Here is a 21881-nt window from a genome sequence, read left to right as displayed (position 1 = left end):
CCCAACTCCCTCACCCTACATCAAAATTTTCTCCAGCAAACAAGTAAAACGAGCCTCTAAAATCCGTAGCTTTGCAGTTATAAGAACAACACCATTGAAAATTGCAAATCCCTTATTTTCAATTTTCAATTTTCAATTTTCAATTATTATGAACGAGATCACCGAAATCATTAACGGTACTTTACATAGCGGGATACCCGTGGAAATCACGGAATACAGCATAGACAGCCGTTCTGTTGTTACTCCTGAACATACCCTATTTTTTGCCTTAACCGGGAACAATCATAACGGACACGATTACATCCGTACACTATACACCGATGGAGTACGAGCCTTTGTCATCAGTGAATTTCGAGAAGAATTTAACCAATTGACAGGCGCCAACTTCATGGTCGTTGAAAATGTATTGACTGCTTTACAACAGCTAGCCGCCCATCATCGACAACACACGCAAGCCGAGGTCATCGGGATCACCGGAAGTAACGGGAAGACTGTCGTAAAGGAGTGGCTCTACCAACTCCTGGCAAACGATCACGCCGTGTACCGCAGTCCCCGGAGTTACAATTCGCAAGTAGGAGTTCCTCTATCTCTACTGGGAATTGATCCAAAAACCGAAATTGCCATTATCGAAGCCGGGATATCCCAAAAAGGAGAAATGCAGCACTTGCAACAGATGATACAGCCAACTATCGGTATTTTCACGCATCTCGGGGATGCACACGGTGAAAACTTTGCCTCCAGAGAAGAAAAACTAGCCGAGAAAGCACAACTATTCACGTCTTGCCAATGGGTGATCGGGCAAACAGGAGAGGCGCTGGAATATATCAAAACACGAGTACCTTCTACCACCTCGTTTCTTCTTTGGGGGGAAGACCCGAAGGCTGACATTCATGTAAAAACAATGAACATCGCACTCGGACACAGGGAAGTACAGGTAACATTCGGTAATAAGCACTTTATCCTTGATATTCCATTTCCGGACATTGCCTCCTACGAAAATTGCATGAACGCCGTCAGTATATTGCTATTAAAACAATATTCTCCCGACGTGATCACCTCACGGGTACAACAGCTTTCCGCCATTGCCATGCGCATGGAAATCAAAGACGGGATCAATAATTGTACGCTCGTGAACGACTACTATAATTCAGACCCATCCTCTTTCCAACTGGCGTTGAATATACTGGCAACGCAGGATGCCTCGAAAGAGCGGGTCGTTATCCTCTCCGATTTCATGGATACGGGAAAAGCCGGAGACGACTTATACCCTTCTATTGCCGAGACTCTCCGCCAAGCAAATATATCCCTGTTCATCGGGATCGGTAAACACTTGAGTGAACATCGTCATGATTTTTCCGCTAATTCCCGGTTCTATGAAGACACGGAACATTTTCTCCGTCAGGAAGAACGGGATAATTTCAATAACCAGATCATCCTAATCAAAGGCGCCCGGGCGTTTCAATTCGAATACATCGCCGGATTCCTGCAAAAACAATCACATAGCACCATATTGGAAGTTGACTTGGATGCTATGGTTCACAACTTGAATCATTTCCGGTCACTGACCGACGCACATATTGCCGTCATGGTCAAAGCCTTCTCGTATGGTAGTGGCTCCCGTGAAGTCGCCTCATTGTTACAATATCACCGGGTAGATTATCTCATGGTCGCTTTCGCCGACGAGGGCATTGAATTACGGGCCGCGGGAATTACCATCCCGATTGCCGTCATGAATCCCGAACGGGAAGCCTTTGACAACATGATCATGTTCAACCTCGAACCGGAAATCTACGCGCTGGACATTCTCGAAGATTTCAACAGGGCGCTGAATAAACACGGGATCAAACGATTCCCCGTACATATCAAACTGAATACCGGCATGAATCGTTCCGGTTTCGACGAACAGGACATCCCGTACTTACTGGAATTTTTCCAAACGGAACGCTCCGTGTACATCCGTTCCATGTTCTCCCATCTCGCAGGAAGCGACGAGACCATGCATGACGAGTTCACACTGGGACAAATACATCTGTTCGAGCGCATGACCGAACGCATTCAAGCCCAATTCAACTATAAAATTTGGCGACACATCCTAAATTCTGCCGGGATCGAACGATTCCCGCAATACCACTTCGACATGGTTCGCCTCGGGATCGGTTTACACGGAATCAGTGCCACGCACGCCAACCTCCAGCCTGTAAGTAGTTTCAAGACCTACATCTCGTCCATCCGTGAGGTTCCGGAAGGCCAATCCATCGGGTACGGACGCAAAAGTTACACCACCCGTCCTTCCCGGATTGCCGTGATCCCGGTCGGGTATGCCGACGGGCTGAACCGTCACTTGAGCAATCGTGTCGGCAACGTGTTCATCAAAGGGAAAAGAGTTCCGATCATCGGTAACATCTGCATGGACACCTGCATGATCGATGTCACGGACACAAATGCCACCATCGGGGACGAGGTGGAGATTTTCGGGAAACATATCCTCGTCACCGAATTATCGAAGCAACTGGGAACCATCCCGTACGAAATCCTCACGGGCATCTCTCACCGCGTGAAACGAGTATATTACAAAGAATGAAATAAATAAAAACCCTTCCCGACATTCTTTCCAGAACCGGGAAGGGTTTTTCCACTGTGTATGTTTACGAGAAGCTATTTACTCTTCATAACGATCACCCAAATACTTGATCAACACGACATCCAACTCCGAACCTCTCACCCCGTGATCTATAATACGTCCTTCCTTATCCAGAATCAAACAGAAAGGAACGCCTTGTATTTTGTATTTATTAATTACCTCACCTTTCCAACCCTTTAAATCACATAATTGTGTCCATTTCATATTCTCTTCTTTCAAGGCTTGTTTCCAATCTTTTTCCTTGTCATCGATCGAAACGCTGATCATGTTAAAGGCATCTTTCCCCTTTCCATAAGCATCGTACACGTGGCGCAAGTGAGGAATCTCCCCCCGACACGGACCACACCAAGAGGCCCAAAATTCTACCATATTATATTGACCCGGCTTCACGTAATCAGACAAGTGTACCGTTTTACCGTTCTCATCCACCAACTCCAGATCCTTGTACTTTTCTCCTAAAGCGATCGGGGCCATACTTTCCAAACTCTCTTTCAATTGTTTATACCCTGGAGTTTCACGTAAGGAAGGATCTATAGCCTGCAACAAATTATCCATATCTGCTTTTGAGAATTTCGCAGTATAAACCATATTCTGTGCCACATCCACGGAAACCGGCGACTTCGGATTAGCTTTTATGAAATCCCATTGAATTCGGGTAATCTCTTTCTGGGCATCATTCATTTCCCGGGTTAACGCAATCCCCTCCCGTGTATTAAACACACCCTCACTTGCCGGGATATGATAAACCTGCAAATATTTATCCCATGCCTCACTATTCCTGGTTCGATAAGGTTTAAGCTTTTCTTGATAACTCAAGAATAAATCATGCACCGGTGAACCCGTTACAGTCACGTTTCCTTTCACTTTTCGCCGAAAACTGTTACGGGAAGGTAATGAATCAATAGAAGGACTTTCATACTTTATATCCACGTTGTCCACGAACACATCCGATCCCCGCAAATCTTTCTCGTATGATTCGACCTTATCCGGGGATAAATCAATCAGCAATTGATAGCGTGTCGGGACATCCACCTTCCCTGTCAACACGAATTTTCCTCCTTTCACAACACTGGAATCCACCGGTGTATTCCAATCGTATAAATATACCTTCATCCCATCAGGTGTACCGGGAACAGAACCACTAATCTTATAACCGGGTTCCCGCTGACAGGCGACTAACGTTCCCAAACAAACAATACCATACAATAATCTTCTCATACCTTCTATATTAAAATTTATTATCTACAAGTTCAATCAAAAATATATACCTTCATTAGCTTATTCCACTGTCACATTTACCCAGAACTTACTGAATTCTTCCAAATCAATTTTCAAATTTTCTTTATAATATTTAAGTGTTAGATCATATTTTCTTTTCACAAGAGGATACGTATTCAATACTTCTTGACGTTCTTCAAGAGGATGACATGCAATCCAAGTTGCATAAGTAGCCATATCTTCATTCGGCATATACTCCCGGGTAATCATCAAGAAAGCATAAGGCTCTACAAAACCCAAACTTCTCAAGTAATCCATATTCAGTTCTCCAGTCATCCAATCCACGACATTATCCATCGCCTCCGCCTGTTCCGACTCTGGCATCTCCCCTAAATATTTCCCAGCTGATACTTGTGCAAAATCTAATGGAGCAACCATATCTCGGGCAAAATAGGTAGAAGTCCTCGTTTTAAAAAAACTATTAACAATACTATATTTCCAGAGTTCCGGTTGAGGTCCAATATTATCGTCAATCTCTCCCCAATATACAATCCCTTGTTGCGCCTCATCGGTAAAGCCCATACTCATAAATTCCGGTGCCCAAACTCCATAATAGTTCAACAGCATATCAAACCAGAAATTCACTTTTAGCAATACTTGCCGCTTGATTACTGTAGTTTTTACAATTTCCTCAGGCAATGCATCATAAAATGATTTTAATAACTTTAAAAATGATTCTGCTGTCACTTCATCTGCAGCTTCTAACGGCCAAGCACTTTCCGGCAGATAATACAGCATATTAATCTGTGTTTGCCCGACATTCGTACGCAAGGCCTCGTCACCACTTAAAGTATAGTATACATTATGATCATATTTCTGATACAAATCATAGCAAATTTTCTGAGCCTCCGATGGCCCGTCTGCTATTTCAGGGATAGGCCCCGTGTATTCAAATTCCGGAGACAGTCGACTTTCATCATTACAAGCAGCAATTACCACAAGTAAACCAATCACAACTAATATTCTATATATTGTTTTCATATTCACTTTTTTATCTAGGATTTGCACCAATTTCAGGATTTACACTCAATTCCTTTTGAGGAATCTGTAACACATATCGAAGATCATTTTCTTTTAAGACGGCAGGATCAGCAACTAATCCTTGATGCGTCATGGAAGGACGTGTTGTACGCCGGAGATCAAACCAACGTTGCTCCTCAAAACAGAATTCCAATCTTCTCTCTTTCCACACGGTCTCCAACAAAGTTTCTTGAGAGAAATCTTCTGGCTTTAATTTTCCATTTGTCTCAAAATCACTCACCCTAAATTTCATTTCCCGCAAAGTGTTCAAATACCCCACGGCTGTAGATATTCCATTCGGTTTATGAGCATAAGCTTCAGCCAATATTAAATACATTTCTTCTGTTCGCATAACACGGGTATATCCGTATTCCGAACTCAACTGGTCGATAAAATTAATCGTAACAACCCGATAATATCTATTTTTCAAATAGCGAATTCGACTTCTAGTATTACGCCTCATGAAATAGTATTTCCGAACGTCGCCCGCACTATATGCCCGATACAAATCTTCACTCGGATAAAAGACAGATTGAGCCGTGTTACCTCCCAATATCATGTAAAGTTCATTGATCCCGTTCACGAATAAAACATTGGTATTTTTTTCACTTAAATAACCTATACCCGGAACATTATCTTCACTCATGTATGATAACGGATTATCATTATATATGACCGGATTCTCTCCTTCATCTCTCAGATCAAAAAGAGACGAGTTACTTCCAATCACGTTCTCAGCCTGTTCTATCGCTAAATCCCATTCTTGCATATAAAGATAAACTCTAGCCAATAACGCTTTTGCAGCAATCGGAGAAAATCGATTCTTCTTCACGCTGACATAGTTTTCTTCCATTAATGGAATCGCTTTCTTCAAATCATCTACAATCTGTCCATAGACTTTATCCAGCATCTCCCGGGTATAAGGCTTATCATCCGCAGATGTTTCTAAATTTATCGGAATCCCAGGAGTCGTGCTACTTGTTGCAGGATCATATGGAGGAGCATACATATTCACCAAATAAAGATAACGAAAAGCACGTAAAGCATAAGCCTCCCCTTTCAAATATCCCCGGATGCGCTCCGTCTCTTCCTTATTTGAAGAGATTCCCACGGCTTGATCAATCTCGTCAATGACCACATTCGTATAGTAAATACTATTGTAAAACTTCCCAAACACTTCATCTCCATTAGGCATTGTAGATTCAATATTATTATCCCACATATAAGCACCTAAATAAGAATCGGCCACATTCCCATACCTTGGATCACGATCTGCCGCAATATAACTGATGTCATCTGTCAAAAGATCAATATAAGGAAGTACAGCTTCCGTCAGATAAGCTTTATTCAACAATTGTTCATAATCATCCGTTGAAGTAAGCTTTTGCTTGTTTTGCGGTATCTCTTCCAAATAACCATTACACGCAAGGAAACAGGAACTAATACACACAAGTAAAAATTGATATATATATCGTTTTTTCATAATCTTTCATTTAAAAATTGATATTCAACCCTAAAGTAAACGTGGTCGCTAAAGGCAATGAACCATAGGACGTTGTCGTATAATTAATCGTCTCCGGGTCATATCCTTTCAAACGTTTATCCGCTATCACAAACAAATTCTGAGCTTGGAATTTCAAGGTTACATTACCCAATTTGCGATCTCCAACAACTACTTTTTCCGTCCAGCGGACCGGTAGTTGATATTCCAGCATAAGATTTCTGAATCTTAAATAATCCCCGGGTATTACCGTCTTATCGGAGGCATTATACCAATCTGTTGCATAGAAATTACCTTGTGCCGTTGATATATAAGCACTTCCTTCTGATAACGCCGGGATCACTTTCCCCGTATTATCATGTCCCGGACGCCATCTATCCTTGATACTACTATTTGCATTCTCATCATCAGCAGGTCGCATCACATACGCTCTACCAGGTAAACGTACCACATTTTTCAGACCAAAAGCAAATAACATGGATAACGAGATATTCTTGTAGCTGACTCTAGTGTTCAATCCCCCGGATAATAGCGGGTCACGAGTTCCCTCATATTTCAAATTAGCAATATCATAAGGATAATTCACTATTTCGTCATCAGATACACCTAAAACATTTCCATTCTTATCATAAAACATGGGCATTCCTATATCATCCAATTTTGCAAAACGATAAGAAAACATTCCATTGATAGGTTTCCCCTCGTACACTTCTCCCGGGGTATACACACTCTGTACTAAATATTTAGCTTGAGCAGAGCTATTAGACTTTGTTACTTTATTATTCACGTATCCCATATTGAAAGCCGCAGTCCATCCCCATTCCTTAGTTTTTATAATTGTTCCGGTCAATGAAATATCGAGTCCTTGATTACGTACATCGGCATAATTGACGTACTTACTGGAAAATCCGGATACAGAAGAAATTCCTTTATACGCAATCAGATCCTTACTCTTATCAAAATAATAATCAATATCAAGAGCTAAACGATTATCAAATAACCCGATCTCCAATCCCACGTTAAATGAAGAAGTCGTTTCCCATTTCAAATCAGGATTAGGTGCCTGTTCTATCTCCATCTCAAAAGAACCGGTAACCGCATTGGGAGGAAGAGCAGAAGCAATAATAGAAGGACTACTATCTTCCACGATATTTCCCCGTAGACCGTAAGAAGCACGCAATGCCAAATTGTTAACAATTTCATTGTCCGACAAGAACGATTCATTACTAATAATCCATCGTCCGGAAACAGACCATAGAGGCAAATAACGATACTTCGGGTTTGAACCGAAAAGATTCGATCCGTCAAACCGGATATTCGCATTTAATACATACCGGTCATGGAACATAGCTGACACCACGCCATAATATGATATATTAGAACGATCCACCAAACTACGTGTAGTTTTATTCCGTTTTAAATGTCCGGTTGTTTCTCCCAATGCCGGATCATAAAATGAATTTCCTCTATCGTGGAAATATCCATATATATTAGATGACAAACCTTTATAATTTGTATTTCTAAACTCCTGTCCAAGTAGTACATCTATGGATAATTCGTCCGTCAAAGAAGTTTTATAGGTTAACCCGTTACGAATCAACGAGGAACGTTGTTCATAGGTTGTTTCATTATATTCCCCGCCATAGGGTAATGGAGAGTCTTTCACTTGATCTTCCGTCTGTTCTCCATAAGCATATCCCCTAATATCAGCAATATAAGCACTCCTTTCTGTCGCGTAATCCCGAGCCGTTGAATGAGACGAAGCATAGCTAAACAATCCCTCGTATTTTAATCCCTTGAACAAGTTCACTGATAGATTAACAATACCTTTCATGTCTGTTTGCGTACTTTCATTACTACTATTAGCTAATTCATTCAAAATATTAAATTTTGTACTTCTTCCCATAACCGAACTCGAATAATAGTGTAACTCTCCATTATCCTCATACAAAGGTATTGCCCTGGAAGTACGAACAGCATACTTAAATAAATCAATAGAAGAATGATACATCTCCCGATCTCGACGGTCTACTTGCAAGAGGGCTCCCAAATTCACACCTCGAAATAACTCGGTATTCATTTTCACCATTCCACCGTAATTCTTATACTCGCTCGCCTTATCGACCCCCTCTTCACCATTATAATTCAAAGAAATATAATAATTCATTTTTTCGGTTCCGCCAGAAACACTCAAGTTATGGGTTTGCGTGTAAGCATTCCGAAATAAAATTTTAAACCAATCGGTATTTAATTGTTCTAACTGATTAGCCATCGTGTTCAATTGCTCACGCGTAATCAAACTACGAGAATAACTATTCAACAAACCTTCCAACCCTGCCGTTCCATCATAATGTGAACCACTCCAGATAGATAGTCCATCTTCATAATTCTCCCAAGCGAGAGCGACACGCTCTTTTGAATTTAACAAATCAAAATCACTATAATGCGGACGGGTACTTACAGTTGACGTGTGTTGATACGCTATGTTAAAACTATTGGCCTTCCCCTTCTTCGTGGTGACCACGATCACGCCATTGGCAGCACGTGTTCCATAAATAGCAGTTGCAGAAGCATCTTTCAGCACGGTAATACTCTCGATGTCATTCGGGTTAATACCGCCAATCACCGAATTGAACATATTCATCACGTCCGGACTGTTCAAATCAGCAGCCGTCACCGGGACGGAATTTTCCAGAATCACGCCATCCAATACCCATAACGGGTCTGCATTACCGGAGATGGTCGCCGTACCGCGAATACGAATCTTAGGGGCCGCACCCGGAGCCGCGGATGTATTCACCACGGAAAGCCCCGGAACCACACCTTGCAACATCTGTTCGATACTCGAAGCTCCAATTGTCTTTAGTTCACTTGTTTTTACCGTCACCACAGAACTCGTCAAGTTACGTTTCTCGATTTGCTGGTATCCCGTTACCACGATCTCCCCGATACTCTCCGCTTCTTCCTCTAACACGACAACCAAAGCGGGTTGATTTTTCTTATAAGGAACATCCTTCGTTTTCATCCCTACAAATGAAAAACGCAGTCTCACGCTGTCCTGTTCCGGAACCCGTAACAAGAAATCACCATCCATTCCCGTGGCCGTTCCTAACTGGGTCCCCACGATAAGCACGGTTACGCCCGGTAATGGTTCCCCGCTTTTATCTTTCACGACACCACGAATTTCCATCTCTTTATTTGCTTGCTGCACGGAATTTTTCCCTTCGAAACGGACCATGATAATATTATCCCGGAACGTGTAAGTAAAACCTGTTCCCTCAAAAACTCTATCCAACACGGATTTCACGGACTCCTCTTTTGCTTTTACAGTCAGTTTATTTAACTGTTCTGTTTGTTCCGTGTTAAAAATAAAATGCAGATTCGTTTGACGCTGGATCTCGCTAAATAACGTTTTTATCGATACTCCTTGTAGATCCAAGTTGACTTTCTCCTGTTGGGCAAAACTATTTGCCGAAAGAGAAAATGTGAAACAACACATCAAAAAAATAAAAAGCTTCATCGTTTTCCAAAATTTTTGTCCATGGGGTCGGTAAACCCTAAGGCATAATAGAATTTTTTCCATACCTTTGTAGTTAGAATGTTAGTATTTACAATCAGGCATTGCTCGTAACATTAGCCTGTTGTCCTATTATCATTAATGGCGGAAGATGCTCGTAACATTTTCCGCTATTCTTTTATTCCATCACGATAATTGTCCTTCCTTTCACAGAGAATTTCACCTGAGTCACTCCTGATATAGCATCGAGAATATGGGAAACTTCCTCGTAACGTCCCAAATGCCCGGTAAAATGCAGTTGTTTCAAACTTGCCGTCTGGAAGAACACATCCACGTCATACCATAAAGACAACGTGTTCATAATCTCTTCCAAACTCTCGTTATCAAACATAAACTCATGCTCTTTCCACGCCACGTAAGGCCGCACATCCACATCCCGAATTTTCATAGTGCCTTTCTCTCTGTTATAAAGAGCCAACTGTCCCGGCATCACCGAATATTCAACGTCCGAATTCGTTTCTTGAATGCCAATCTTTCCCTCGACCAAAACAGTCTCAACATTTGCAAGATTGTACGTGTTTACGTTAAAAGAAGTTCCATAAACCCGGATTTTTAATTTATCCGCGTTCACGAAAAAAGGCCGTTTTACATCTTTTGCCACTTCAAAATATCCTTCCCCGGAAAGAAACACGTCTCGCCGTTCAGTCCCGAAAGCCACGGGGTAACGCAATTCACTGCCCGAATTCAGGTAAACAACCGTCCCGTCGGACAAGGTAACCGTGTATTCTCCTCCACGAGGAACTTCCAACACGTTATATTCCGTCTTTCCCGTTGCCACCTGCTCCGGGTAAACCATTCCTAACGAGTTATTGGTAGCCGCAATACCTTCTGCCACGTCAAAACGAGTTTCTTGTTCTCTCGTGATTTCAATCACCCGATTATCAGCCAACCGAAGAATAGCCTTGCTCTTTCCGGGCTCTATACTGGCCAATTCCGAACCCTTTTGTTCGGCTCCCGGTTTCGTTTCTCTTATAAAATATCCCGCTGCCACCACCATCAAGGGAATCATCACGGCAGCCACGAATTTATACCACCCTAAACGACGGGTATTATGCTTCTGTTTGATGTTTCCCTTCAAAATGACCTTCTCCCATGCAGAATTTTTATTCACATTCTCGTAAATACCAAAATCATGGGCAACATTCTTTTCATCACAAATCTCTTTAAAAAGTTTTTCATGCGAAGGATCTTGACTAACCCACTCCTCCAACTTCACTTTTTCTTCCCCGGATAAATCCCCCACGAGATAAAGTTGGATTAATTGTATGATATATTCATCGTAATGTTTCATCATCCTTGTTATTTTACACCAAAGACGACAAGAGCAAAAAAAAGGAGTATAAAAAATCGACTTTTTTTAGAAAATATTTTTCAATCACATGAAACCCACTTTAAACAAGGCATATAGCACATATACACCACCCAATCTTTTTCGCAAATAAACAATAGCATTCCGTTTTTGAGTCTTCACGGTTAATTCGGATATTTGAAGGATTTCCGCAATTTCGCTATTCTTTTTTCCTTCCAGGTAATGTTTAAACACTTCCTGGCACCGTTTAGGTAGTTCATCCAATACCTGGTATAAACGGCGGTACACCTCATCTTTCATAACCTCCAATTCAGGCATTTCGCCCGCCTCTGATGTCCGAAGCGTGTAACGCACATACTTTCCCTCCACTTCCTTGTGTTTCAAATAATCCAACGAGGCATTCTTCACCGAGTTATACAAGAAATTCTTAAAACCATAATAGGAACTGTAAATCGTATCCCGTTCCCACACCTGCACGAATAAGTCCTGCACGACATCTTCCGCAATCTCTTGTCTCTCTACCCACTTCATGGCATATAGCACGAGATAACGATAAAATCGGTCAAACAATATTTTAAAAGCTCCCACCTGCTTTTGATTCAATTGCTCTATTAATAACTCATCTTGAACCATTTTCCCTAAGGATTATTATACAGATTTATTCGTGTATAAAAATAGTAAAAAACTATCTTTGCACAAAGATAAACACATAATAAAACAGATTTATGAAACGAATCATAGCACTCTTGCCCTGTATCATGTTATTATTACAAGCAAATCAATCCTGGGCCCAATTCGACAAATACTTTCACAACAAAACTTTACGTATGGATTACGCCCATTGCGGGAATAGCCAGCATGACGAAATTTATTTCGAGGAGTTATTGGAGGAACCTTACTGGGGCGGTTCGAAGACCAACCTCATTGATACCATGTTCTACGGGAATTATTATCTCAACGTGTACGACGTGGCCTCTAACCAACTCATCTATTCCAGGGGATATTGCACTCTTTTCTGGGAATGGCAAACCACCGATGAAGCGAAAACAACTCAACGTTGCTGTTCAGAGACTGTAGTCATGCCTTTCCCGAAAAATGACGTACGCATTGAAATATCCGCCCGGAACAAGAAAGGTAAATTCGTAAAGAAATTTGAATACACCGTGGATGTTGATAGCTATTTTATCAAGAAGGATCGCCGGATGCAGTTCCCGACTTATGACGTGCATTACACCGGAAACCCGTCACGCCGGGTGGATATCGTCCTGCTCCCCGAAGGTTACACGGCAGATGAAATGGACAAATTTAAAGCTGATTGCAAACTTTTCGCAGAAGGCCTGTTCAGCCTTTCTCCTTACAAAGAAAATCAAGGTCTATTTAACATCCGGGCTGTCCTTGCCCCTTCACAAGAATCCGGTGTCGATATTCCCGGTGAATACATTTGGAAGAATACCATACTGAATTCTTCCTTTTACACTTTCGATTCCGAACGTTACATCATGACCTACGATAATAAAAGTTTACGGGATTTATCCGCTAACGTCCCCTATGACTTCATCTACATTATTGCCAACACGCAAAAATATGGTGGTGGAGCCATCTATAACCATTACGGTATCAGCATTTCCGGTAATCTCCATGCAGCCAAGGTTTATGTTCACGAGTTCGGTCACCTGTTTCTCGGCCTTGGAGACGAATACGTGGAAGTCGGTAGCAGTTACAATGATATGTACCCGACCAACGTGGAACCTTGGGAGGCTAATCTTACCACACTGACAAACTTTAATAAGAAATGGAAAGATATGTTTGATAAAGATACCCCCGTTCCCACTACCTACGATCCCCAAAATCCCAAGAAACTCGGGGCCTATGAAGGAGGTGGTTACGTGTCCAAGGGTGTTTACCGTCCTCGTTATGATTGTTTGATGAACACCCTATCCGGTGATGACTTCTGCCCCGTTTGTATCCGGGCTATCAAGAAACAAATCGATTTTTATACCCGATAAATAAGAAAAACGTACCTTCAACGGTACGTTTTTCAGTACAAATTGTACCACAAAAGGTACGATTTCGACTTACAAGACCCAGCATCGAGTCTTTAAACACTACACACAAACATCAATTTCCTCCCGTAAAAGCCCAATCAGATTTATAGGCCCAGCGAGAAGGACATTGTTGCAAAACCATTCTTAAGCGTTTCACTTGATCGATAGAAAGTGAATTTTTGTAACTATACATATCCATTACATTGAACGAAGTGAAATACTCCAAAGGACGAGTTGGATCATTTTCCGGTTGTCCATCCAAGTTATTAGCCTTAAACACAGAAGGATAAAAACCATAATCAAAACTATAAGTATCCGGACAATAATCACTATCACCATCTTCATTCAAATACTCATACATATCACACCTCGTTTGAAGAATACCAAAATATTCTGCCATAGGGGTAGCCAGACTGAATTCATTTGATCCTTGTACTGCTGTTGGCGTGTAAAGAGCTGCCAGATTCACCATGAAACCAACTTCCCGACAGTCCTCAACATCATCTAAGGTAAAGGACTCCTTATGTTCCAAATCCAAACCCGGAATAGAAGCTAAGTCATAGTCCGGATGCATCACCATGGGAGGCCACATCTGATATGACGTAGAAGTACCCGTTGCTGAAGTCGACGAGGTAAACTTAGCCAACCAAATATTCAAATACTTATTGGGATCCCAAATAAGACGTTTCCATTTTGTTAATATATATGATAAATAAGGTTTAGTCTTATTGGAAGAAGTTCCCATATTTGTAAAATCTGATGCTGAAATATTCTCTATATTCTTTCCCGGCTCCTGCATTTTTAATCCATTTTGATCATAAGTTGCCAACTTAAACACGACTTTAGCGTTTCCTGCATTAGGATCAGTTGTTATCTTACGATTAAAGGCATCAGAAACTCGCTGAAGTTGTTCTTCTAAAAACTCCACGCTTAAATCATAGGCAGGAGCTACTGTTGCTGGAGGCACGAGTATATGAAAAACAACAGGAATCACAATCTCCTCATAATCCTCTTCAGGCAACTCCCTTATTGTAATCTCTAGATGATTACTTTCCATATTTCCCCCTTTTGCATAAAATTGTAATACAGTTCCAGGCACATCGCTCGTCGTTGCATAATACCCATCTTCCAATACATTACCATTCTGATCATACACTTTCACATAACCAGCCGGAATTTGATCGTCTGGAACTAAAAACTCCTCCTCAATCTCTTTGCCATAAAATTCATCTGTCTCTTCATCCCGACCGTAAGACATCACGTTTCTTTTAGCATACACAAAAGTATGGAACCCCATTTTACTAACTCCATTAGGGACTAACGTCTTATGATCTGCACGCAATTCAATTTTTGAAATCTCATCTGGAGAAATATTCAAATCATGAATTATACTCTCCTCTTTTTCACACGAACTTAGCATAAGCAGTGTGACAAAAATAACTATTATATATCTCATAATATATATATATTTACATTACTTCCAACCAGGATTCTGGGGAACATTATTATACATCAATTCATAATCAGCAGGAAGAGGGAATGTATAGCGATAGTCATTACCTTCCAGCGTATAGGTCTTGATTTCATCAGTTTCTTCATCTTTTGCCGTACGTGAAACACTAACCCCAGTCCGTTTCATATCCAACCAATTCATCTGTTCTTCATAGACAAATTCTTTACGGCGTTCTTTTAATATTTCACCGATAATATCACTACCAGTATAACCAGAATATCCCGGGATCTTACTACTCTTGAATTCATTTAACAAATCTAAAGCACCGTCTTTACCCTGTCTAGCCAAGGCCTCTGCTTCAATCAATAATAAATCAGAAAAACGGAAAAGAATGTGTACATCATTAATATCATGTTCATCTGTACATTGCCATTTTGTAACATATACTTTACCATCTATCTCCTTAAAATAAACTTCCCGACGAATATCATTCTCATCATAAAGGTCATACAATTCTTTGGAAGGACGCTGAACCAACATTTGTTCCGGTCTTCCCCAAGGTGCATAATCATTCCCACCATAAGCATATAAAGAGAAACGTAACAAAGCAAATCTATGAGGCTTTGTCGTGGATTTCGTCAATGGCACCGTTGTCAATTCAGCTTGCTCGTCAATAGTACTTTCCACACGTGCGCCTTTCCTTGCTTCTTTTGCATAAAACTCGGCCTTACTCCAATCATCCTCCTCTGCAGCACAAGACCCGGCTTTAAATTGATAAGTCTGGGCTAAGATCGCATACATAATTCTTTTATTAAAGAAGATATTCCAAGAATCTTCCGGAACAGTTTCATATTCTAGAACATCCGTGATCTCCCCGATCAACTTCTTATACAAATCTGTTTGTTTCCATCTTTTTCCTCCTTGCACAACATCAGCATCAAAATTAAACGGGATACCATAGTCATTTTTATCATAAGGAGCAAATAATTGATTCAATCTCAACAAATAATAAGCTCGCATCACTCTACCCTCTCCTGCTATCCGTTCATAATCTGTTTTGTTATAATCTGGTACATTTTCAAGATCTTTCAAGACCATATTGATGTAACCAATCGAAATAAATACTTCCTTCCACAGATCGCTTGGGAATAAATACCCTTCCCAATTCTTTATCTCTCCATATTCTTTAATAAAGTTTTGTCCTCCACGAGAGGGATTTGCAAAATCATCAAACAAGAAATTTTCCAAATCCAAATCATTTGTATACAAAATAGAAGAAACATTGTTACGTCTCGTAAAGGGATATTGTACATACTCCCCGTTAAACAGCACGGTATTACTTACATATCCTTTACAATAACTTGATGAAGTAGTCGCAAACAATAAAGTAGACATTGCACTACGTACATCTTCCATTGTATAAACAACTTTCGTATTTTTAGGTGGCATATTTAAAAAGTCCGAACATGCCCCACATAAAAATACAACAAGCACTAATAATATATTCTTTTTCATAACCCTAGAATTAAATACCTATTGATAAAGAGAATGTATATGAACGCGCACTCGGATAAGTGAAGGCTCCTTTGGTTTCAGGATCTATTCCACGGAATTTAGTCAATGTAAACACATTCGCCATATTGAAATTCAATCGAGCCCGCGTGATATGCAGTTTATCACAAATACTTTGTTCTAAATTATATCCCAGTGAAATATTATTACATTTCAAATAATCCCCTTTTTCAAAACGGAAATCAAATAATTGATACAAATATTCAGTTCGTGACGTACCATACTTAGGAATTTCAGTCATATCCCCAGGTTTTCTCCAACGATTTGCCTCGATCTTAAGTACATTTTTGGCTGATGCATAAGCTGTTCCTCCGGAATAATATTGGAAAGAACGAGCCAAATGGCCTGTCATATAAGTAAACTGGGCAAAAAGACTGAAACGCTTATAATTAAATTGTGTTGTGAAGCCTCCGGTAATCGGTGGATCACTCCGCCCTAGATAGCCACGGGAAGCATTTGCCAACTGAGTTGTTAAATCATTATCCATATTATAAACATATTTTCCCTCAGCATTTAATGTTCCCAATCGATTCCCATCATCATCAAAACCATCCACATAAGCTAACGTATTTCCCGTATACGGATCAACCCCAGCAAACTTATATCCATAAAAGGCCCTTACCGGCTGTCCTTGAATATACAAACTATACAAAGATTCAAACGTAGAATTGGTACTTGCAGAGATTTCACTCAAATCTTGATAATATGTTTCCGTAACCTTATCTTTATTCTTGGTAAAATTAACTGAAGTCACCCAACTAAAATCATCAGTACGAATATTCAATGTCCTCAGGCTGATTTCCCAACCTTTATTATTAACGGAAGCTACATTCGCAGTAACAGAAATACGCCCTGTTGATGCTGCAATTTTCTTATCATCTAATAAATTACGAGTATCATTATTATAATAATTGACTACTAAATTAATTCGATTGTTAAATAACGAAGCATCAAAACCAATATTCCGATTTTCCTGACGTTGCCACTTAATCGAAGGATTCGAAGGATCATAGCGATCCATGATCTTTTCTCCATTATACGAGTAATTACTCACTTTACGCAAAACAGAAAAAGGGAGGGCATTACGGTCAATACTTCCAACAAAACCATAAGAGGCTCTTATTGCCAATTGATTAATAAAACCAAATCGAGTCATAAAAGGCTCATTATGCAGATTCCATTTCCCACTCACGTTCCAAAGAGGAGAGAAGCGGTTCTTCGTTCCGATAATATCAACGCCATCCAAACGCGCACTTCCCTGCACCACGTAACGATCCTTGTAACTATACGATCCTGTTACAAACAAGGAAACACTTCTATCTTGTGATTCAGAATGTCCACCTAGACTTGACAATGAACTTTTAAATGCTGATTTTATCGTCATTCCAGTTAAATCAGGATAACTTGCCACACCATAAATATCGCTCCATTCAGGAATCATACTTGAAAAACCGTATCCTTTTGTTGAAGAAACTTCCTGCCCCAAATAAGCATTAATATAATGATCTCCGTCTGAGAATCCACGGGCAAATTCCAACTGGTTACGAATCGTCCATTGTTGAGAGCGAGACGTTGATTCTTTCATCATTCCATTATTCATTGCATCCGGAATTTCTTCCTCCGAATAAATTCCTCCTAACCATGAATTATATTTAGAAGCAAATGACCCCGGTACCAATTCTTGCATAGAATGATTATTTGAATTCGCAAACGTTCCCATGGAAGAAAGCATCAAACCTTCTATGATTTTGAATTCCAACTTCAAACTTACTTGGTTACTCAAATATCTTGATTTCGTCGTGTTATTATTTAAATCTTCTAAAATATTAAAATCATACATGTAACCATCTTTGATCGAACTTTTGGTTGAATAAGAACTACGGTCATAAGCATAATTTCCATTTTCATCATACAAACGTTCGTATGGATTTGCATAAGTAGCATAATCCAGCGGATTTACCGGAGAAGCAGAACTACGATCATTCCTTAATGTACTACGCACATCAAAATGAACTCGCAAGAATTTATTAAAATCATGGGTTAATTTTATCGAAGCTCCCATGCTCTCATATTTATTATTCGGCATAACTCCTTCTTGAGAAAGGTAAGAAAGACTACCATAATATTGTGTTCTTTCATCTCCTCCAGAAAGAGAGATACTATAATTTTGAGTCTGAGCCACTCGGAAAATTTCATCAAACCAATTCGTATTGATCTTGCTTAAACGATCTATCTCGGCATCAGCTTCTACTTTAGATATTTTTCCATTATCAACATCTTTCAATAATTGGAATACCCGTCCCCCGATATCCAGCCCTGGGAAATCCTCATAAATTCCACGTTCAAAAGCAATTTTTTCCTTCGTATTCATCATTGTTAAACGATTACTAGGAGCTTCACTCAAGCCATAGGATGCTTGAATATTTATATACGAACGCCCGACAGATCCTCTCTTTGTGGTAACAACAATAACTCCATTAGCAGCCCGTGATCCATAAATCGCTGTTGCTGCGGCATCTTTTAGCACAGTAATACTTTCAATATCATCAGGAGGAATATTACCAATTCCACTAGTTAATACTGTCTCCTGAAATTCCGTACCTCCCATACTAATTTCCGGAACATCTCCCGAAAGAGGCATTCCATCGATGATCCAGATAGGATCCGTATCTCCTGTCAACGAATTTATACCTCGAATCCGGATTGTAGCTTGAGCCCCTGGTCGCCCGGACAAATTCATAACAGCAACTCCCGCCATCTGACCTTTTAACACATCTTCTATACTTGTATACCCCTTATTGGCTATATCTTTAGAAGTCACGACCTCAACGGAACCCGTCATTCTTGTTTTCTTAATTTCTTGGTAACCAGTTACCACAACTTCATCCATCTCGGTAACATCATCTTCAAGTATTACAACGATTGGTTTCTCTTGCTTTTTATACTCTATTGTTTTTGTTTTCATTCCAATAAAAGTAAACATCAGCACGATCTTCTCCTGTTCCGGAATGACTAACGTAAACTCACCTTTCACATCAGTAGCAACACCTATCGTGGTCCCTTTCAGTAAAACGGAAACACCCGGTAACAATTCTCCCTTTTTATCCTTCACCACGCCCTTAATCGTAACTTTCTTCACCTCATCCGGTGCGTTCACCTTTCTTTCTGAAATAAGAACATAGTTATCTTTAACCTGATACTCGTACTTTTTGCCCAACACCTGTGCCAGAATCTCATCCAAAGTCCCGCTAGTAGAAGTCAGCATCACGTTCTGTTTCACATCCAAAATTGCCGTGTTGTAAAAAAACTCATAGTTACTCTGTTTCTTAATTTGCTTGAAGATCGACTCAATAGTCCCGCTCTTCACGCTAAACATCTCCTGCGCACCTTGGGAATAAACATCTTTCGCCCAAACGCTGGAGGCTGAAATCAATAATAGAAAAAATAGATTTCGCATGTACCTTAAAAATTTTACCGATCCATTTTTTTTCATACATTTGTAATTAAAGTTAATGACTCACTCACGAACATCGTCTGGTAAACTTTTTCGTGAATGTTGTTATCCATAGATACAGGGAAGGTGAGATTTCCCTGTATTTTATTTTCGGGTAATTAATATATTCTTTCCGTCGACTTGAAATTTCACTTCCGTGATCATCTCGATCAGTTCCAATAGATAACTGGCAGGACGATCCTTCTCTGCAGCCCCGGTGAAACGTAAATCCCGCAAAGCGTCGTCAGAATAAGACACCGTACAATCATACCAACGATTCAACGTGACCATAATGTCCTCCAAACGCATATCCTCGAACCGGAACTTTCCCTTCATCCAGGAGATATAAAGTTCCGGGTCTACCTCAACCATCTTCACTTGATGATTCTCTCGATTATACTCGAATCGCATCCCCGGGGTAATATCGAAATCCTGTTGTAACTGGTGATTACGCACGGCGACTTTCCCGCTAACCAACGTCACCGAAACATCTTGATCCGTCGTGTAACCGGAAAGATTAAAAGAAGTTCCCAATACACGCACGTCAATATCTGCCATTTTCACGATGAAAGGTTTATCCGATTTCGTCACGTCAAAATAAGCCTCGCCCGTTAACTTCACCTCTCGCACGTCCCCGGTGAAAGGCACCGGGTAAGTCAAGGCTGAACAGGAATTCAAGCGCACACTTGACCCATCAGATAAGAGTACTCGAAACTCTCCCCCTGCCGGGACTGTAATCGTGTTATATAAAGGTTCCGATTTAGTCGTAGCCAACGTGTAATCCAGCACCCGGGAAGAATCATTTTTTATGACCACGCCTTCTTGTTCCTGAATAATGGCCGTACTATTTAAAGGCACTTCTCGGCCATCACTCAATTGCAAAACAGCAACACCTTGTGCTGGTAGAATATCCTGCCGAGTCAGCTCCTGCCGTTCCGATTCTCCCGATCCTCGGAAATAAATCACGCTACTTCCCACCATCGCTAAAATAATAATAGCCACGGCATAACGATAGAACACAACCACTCGCCGATTCCAAGGCACATGTATCTTGCGTTTGATTGAAAACCATAATTGTTCTAGTTTACCTTCAGGAACTTCCGGTAAATTCTCGACGTCATCATCAAATTGCTCGTACCACCGGGCAATTCGCTCTTCCTCTTCCGGGGTACATCGATGTTCCCGGTACTTCTTTAAAAGATCGTATATTTCATTTATCCCCATATTCGCCGTATTTACTTTAAAGACAATTCCGGGGAACAAAAGGTACTATATGAAAAATAAAAAATTTTTACGACCCACCTCGCATCGGAGCCTACGTGTAATATCACCTAGTTGATTCTTAACGGTTTGTTCGGATACGGCCAACTTCTCGGCAATTTCTTTTATCGATAAATTTTGTTCCTGCCGGAGTATGTACACGCATTGTAAACGAGGTGGAAATCCATCCACGATTCGCCGGATATTTTCATCCAAATCCTTGGCCACGATCTTCAACCACGTGTAATTGTCCTCTTCATTCGGGACGCATATATCCTGGTATTTATCACGAATCTGTTCTTGTTTTATTGAATTCAATATATGATTTCTCAACCAAATCAAGAGATACCCTTTCACGGAAGACGAGACCTGAAAAGAATCTCTTTTTTCCCACACTTGGATAAAAAAGTCTTGGAAAATATCATCCGCATCAAAGGAACTGTTCACACGTGCAAGGATATTCCGATACACAATATCAGCATACCGGGAATACAACTCTTGAAAGGCAGAGACACTCCCGTTCTTTATATCACGTACAATTTCAATGTCCGATTTTTCCGACACGATCCAAGCTTTAAAGATAAATATTCGAACGTTTAATAATATTTCGGAAAGACCGATTTCCTTTTTTAGCCTCATTAGTGAAATCCTTGATTGTTAATAGAAAAAAGTATCCGGATTTTTGGGACATATCGTAAAATTGGATAATTTTGGAATATTATTAAACGTTCG

The 21881-nt window shown here is 40.5% G+C and carries 13 protein-coding genes; 2 read left to right on the top strand and 11 right to left on the bottom strand.

The annotated features are described in order from the left end of the window. The first annotated feature begins 148 nt into the window (after nt 1–148). Nucleotides 149–2581: a bifunctional UDP-N-acetylmuramoyl-tripeptide:D-alanyl-D-alanine ligase/alanine racemase gene (locus tag I2I33_RS18700; RefSeq protein WP_087421023.1), complete on the top strand. Its 2433-nt coding sequence runs from the start codon at nt 149–151 to the stop codon at nt 2579–2581. Between the two features lie 78 nt (nt 2582–2659). On the opposite strand, the gene I2I33_RS18695 is transcribed toward I2I33_RS18700, so the two are convergent. From I2I33_RS18695 to I2I33_RS18670, 6 genes are all read right to left on the bottom strand, one after another. Next, nucleotides 2660–3859 carry a TlpA disulfide reductase family protein gene (locus tag I2I33_RS18695; RefSeq protein WP_087421022.1) on the bottom strand — a complete coding sequence of 400 codons (1200 nt, stop codon included), beginning with the start codon at nt 3857–3859 and terminating at the stop codon, nt 2660–2662. Nucleotides 3860–3919: 60 nt separating this feature from the next. Beyond that, nucleotides 3920–4900, bottom strand: a complete 981-nt coding sequence (locus I2I33_RS18690; RefSeq protein WP_087421021.1) for a hypothetical protein — start codon at nt 4898–4900, stop codon at nt 3920–3922. A gap of 10 nt (nt 4901–4910) precedes the next feature. Beyond that, on the bottom strand, nt 4911–6422 hold the full coding sequence (locus tag I2I33_RS18685; protein WP_087421020.1) for a RagB/SusD family nutrient uptake outer membrane protein: 1512 nt from the start codon (nt 6420–6422) through the stop codon (nt 4911–4913). Nucleotides 6423–6432: 10 nt separating this feature from the next. Next, nucleotides 6433–9960, bottom strand: coding sequence for a SusC/RagA family TonB-linked outer membrane protein (locus I2I33_RS18680; protein WP_162613768.1), 3528 nt, complete (start codon nt 9958–9960; stop codon nt 6433–6435). Between the two features lie 175 nt (nt 9961–10135). Then, a complete protein-coding gene (locus I2I33_RS18675) occupies nt 10136–11308 on the bottom strand; it encodes a FecR family protein (RefSeq protein WP_229128379.1) in 1173 nt (390 codons plus the stop codon). Between the two features lie 84 nt (nt 11309–11392). Beyond that, nucleotides 11393–11959 (bottom strand): RNA polymerase sigma-70 factor, encoded by a 567-nt coding sequence (locus tag I2I33_RS18670; RefSeq protein WP_087421017.1) that lies wholly within the window; start codon nt 11957–11959, stop codon nt 11393–11395. Nucleotides 11960–12051: 92 nt separating this feature from the next. Between I2I33_RS18670 and I2I33_RS18665 the strand changes: the two genes are divergently transcribed. Next, nucleotides 12052–13332, top strand: a complete 1281-nt coding sequence (locus tag I2I33_RS18665) for a M64 family metallopeptidase (protein WP_229128378.1) — start codon at nt 12052–12054, stop codon at nt 13330–13332. 112 nt (nt 13333–13444) lie between these two features. On the opposite strand, the gene I2I33_RS18660 is transcribed toward I2I33_RS18665, so the two are convergent. The 5 genes from I2I33_RS18660 to I2I33_RS18640 all read right to left on the bottom strand — a co-directional run bounded on the left by I2I33_RS18660 (nt 13445) and on the right by I2I33_RS18640 (nt 21788). Beyond that, a complete protein-coding gene (locus tag I2I33_RS18660) occupies nt 13445–14827 on the bottom strand; it encodes a hypothetical protein (protein ID WP_087421015.1) in 1383 nt (460 codons plus the stop codon). An 18-nt stretch (nt 14828–14845) separates the two neighbouring features. Further along, nucleotides 14846–16339, bottom strand: a complete 1494-nt coding sequence (locus I2I33_RS18655; protein WP_087421014.1) for a RagB/SusD family nutrient uptake outer membrane protein — start codon at nt 16337–16339, stop codon at nt 14846–14848. Nucleotides 16340–16349: 10 nt separating this feature from the next. Next, a complete protein-coding gene (locus I2I33_RS18650) occupies nt 16350–19853 on the bottom strand; it encodes a SusC/RagA family TonB-linked outer membrane protein (RefSeq protein ID WP_162613767.1) in 3504 nt (1167 codons plus the stop codon). A gap of 141 nt (nt 19854–19994) precedes the next feature. After that, nucleotides 19995–21113 (bottom strand): FecR family protein, encoded by a 1119-nt coding sequence (locus I2I33_RS18645; RefSeq protein ID WP_087421012.1) that lies wholly within the window; start codon nt 21111–21113, stop codon nt 19995–19997. A 45-nt stretch (nt 21114–21158) separates the two neighbouring features. Further along, nucleotides 21159–21788 (bottom strand): RNA polymerase sigma factor, encoded by a 630-nt coding sequence (locus I2I33_RS18640; RefSeq protein WP_087421011.1) that lies wholly within the window; start codon nt 21786–21788, stop codon nt 21159–21161. Between the last annotated feature and the right edge of the window lie 93 nt (nt 21789–21881).

The sequence above is a fragment of the Butyricimonas sp. BSD2780061689_150309_C8 genome (assembly GCF_015560935.1).
GTDB lineage: Bacteria > Bacteroidota > Bacteroidia > Bacteroidales > Marinifilaceae > Butyricimonas > Butyricimonas paravirosa.
This window is presented reverse-complemented; position numbering and strand designations above follow the sequence as displayed.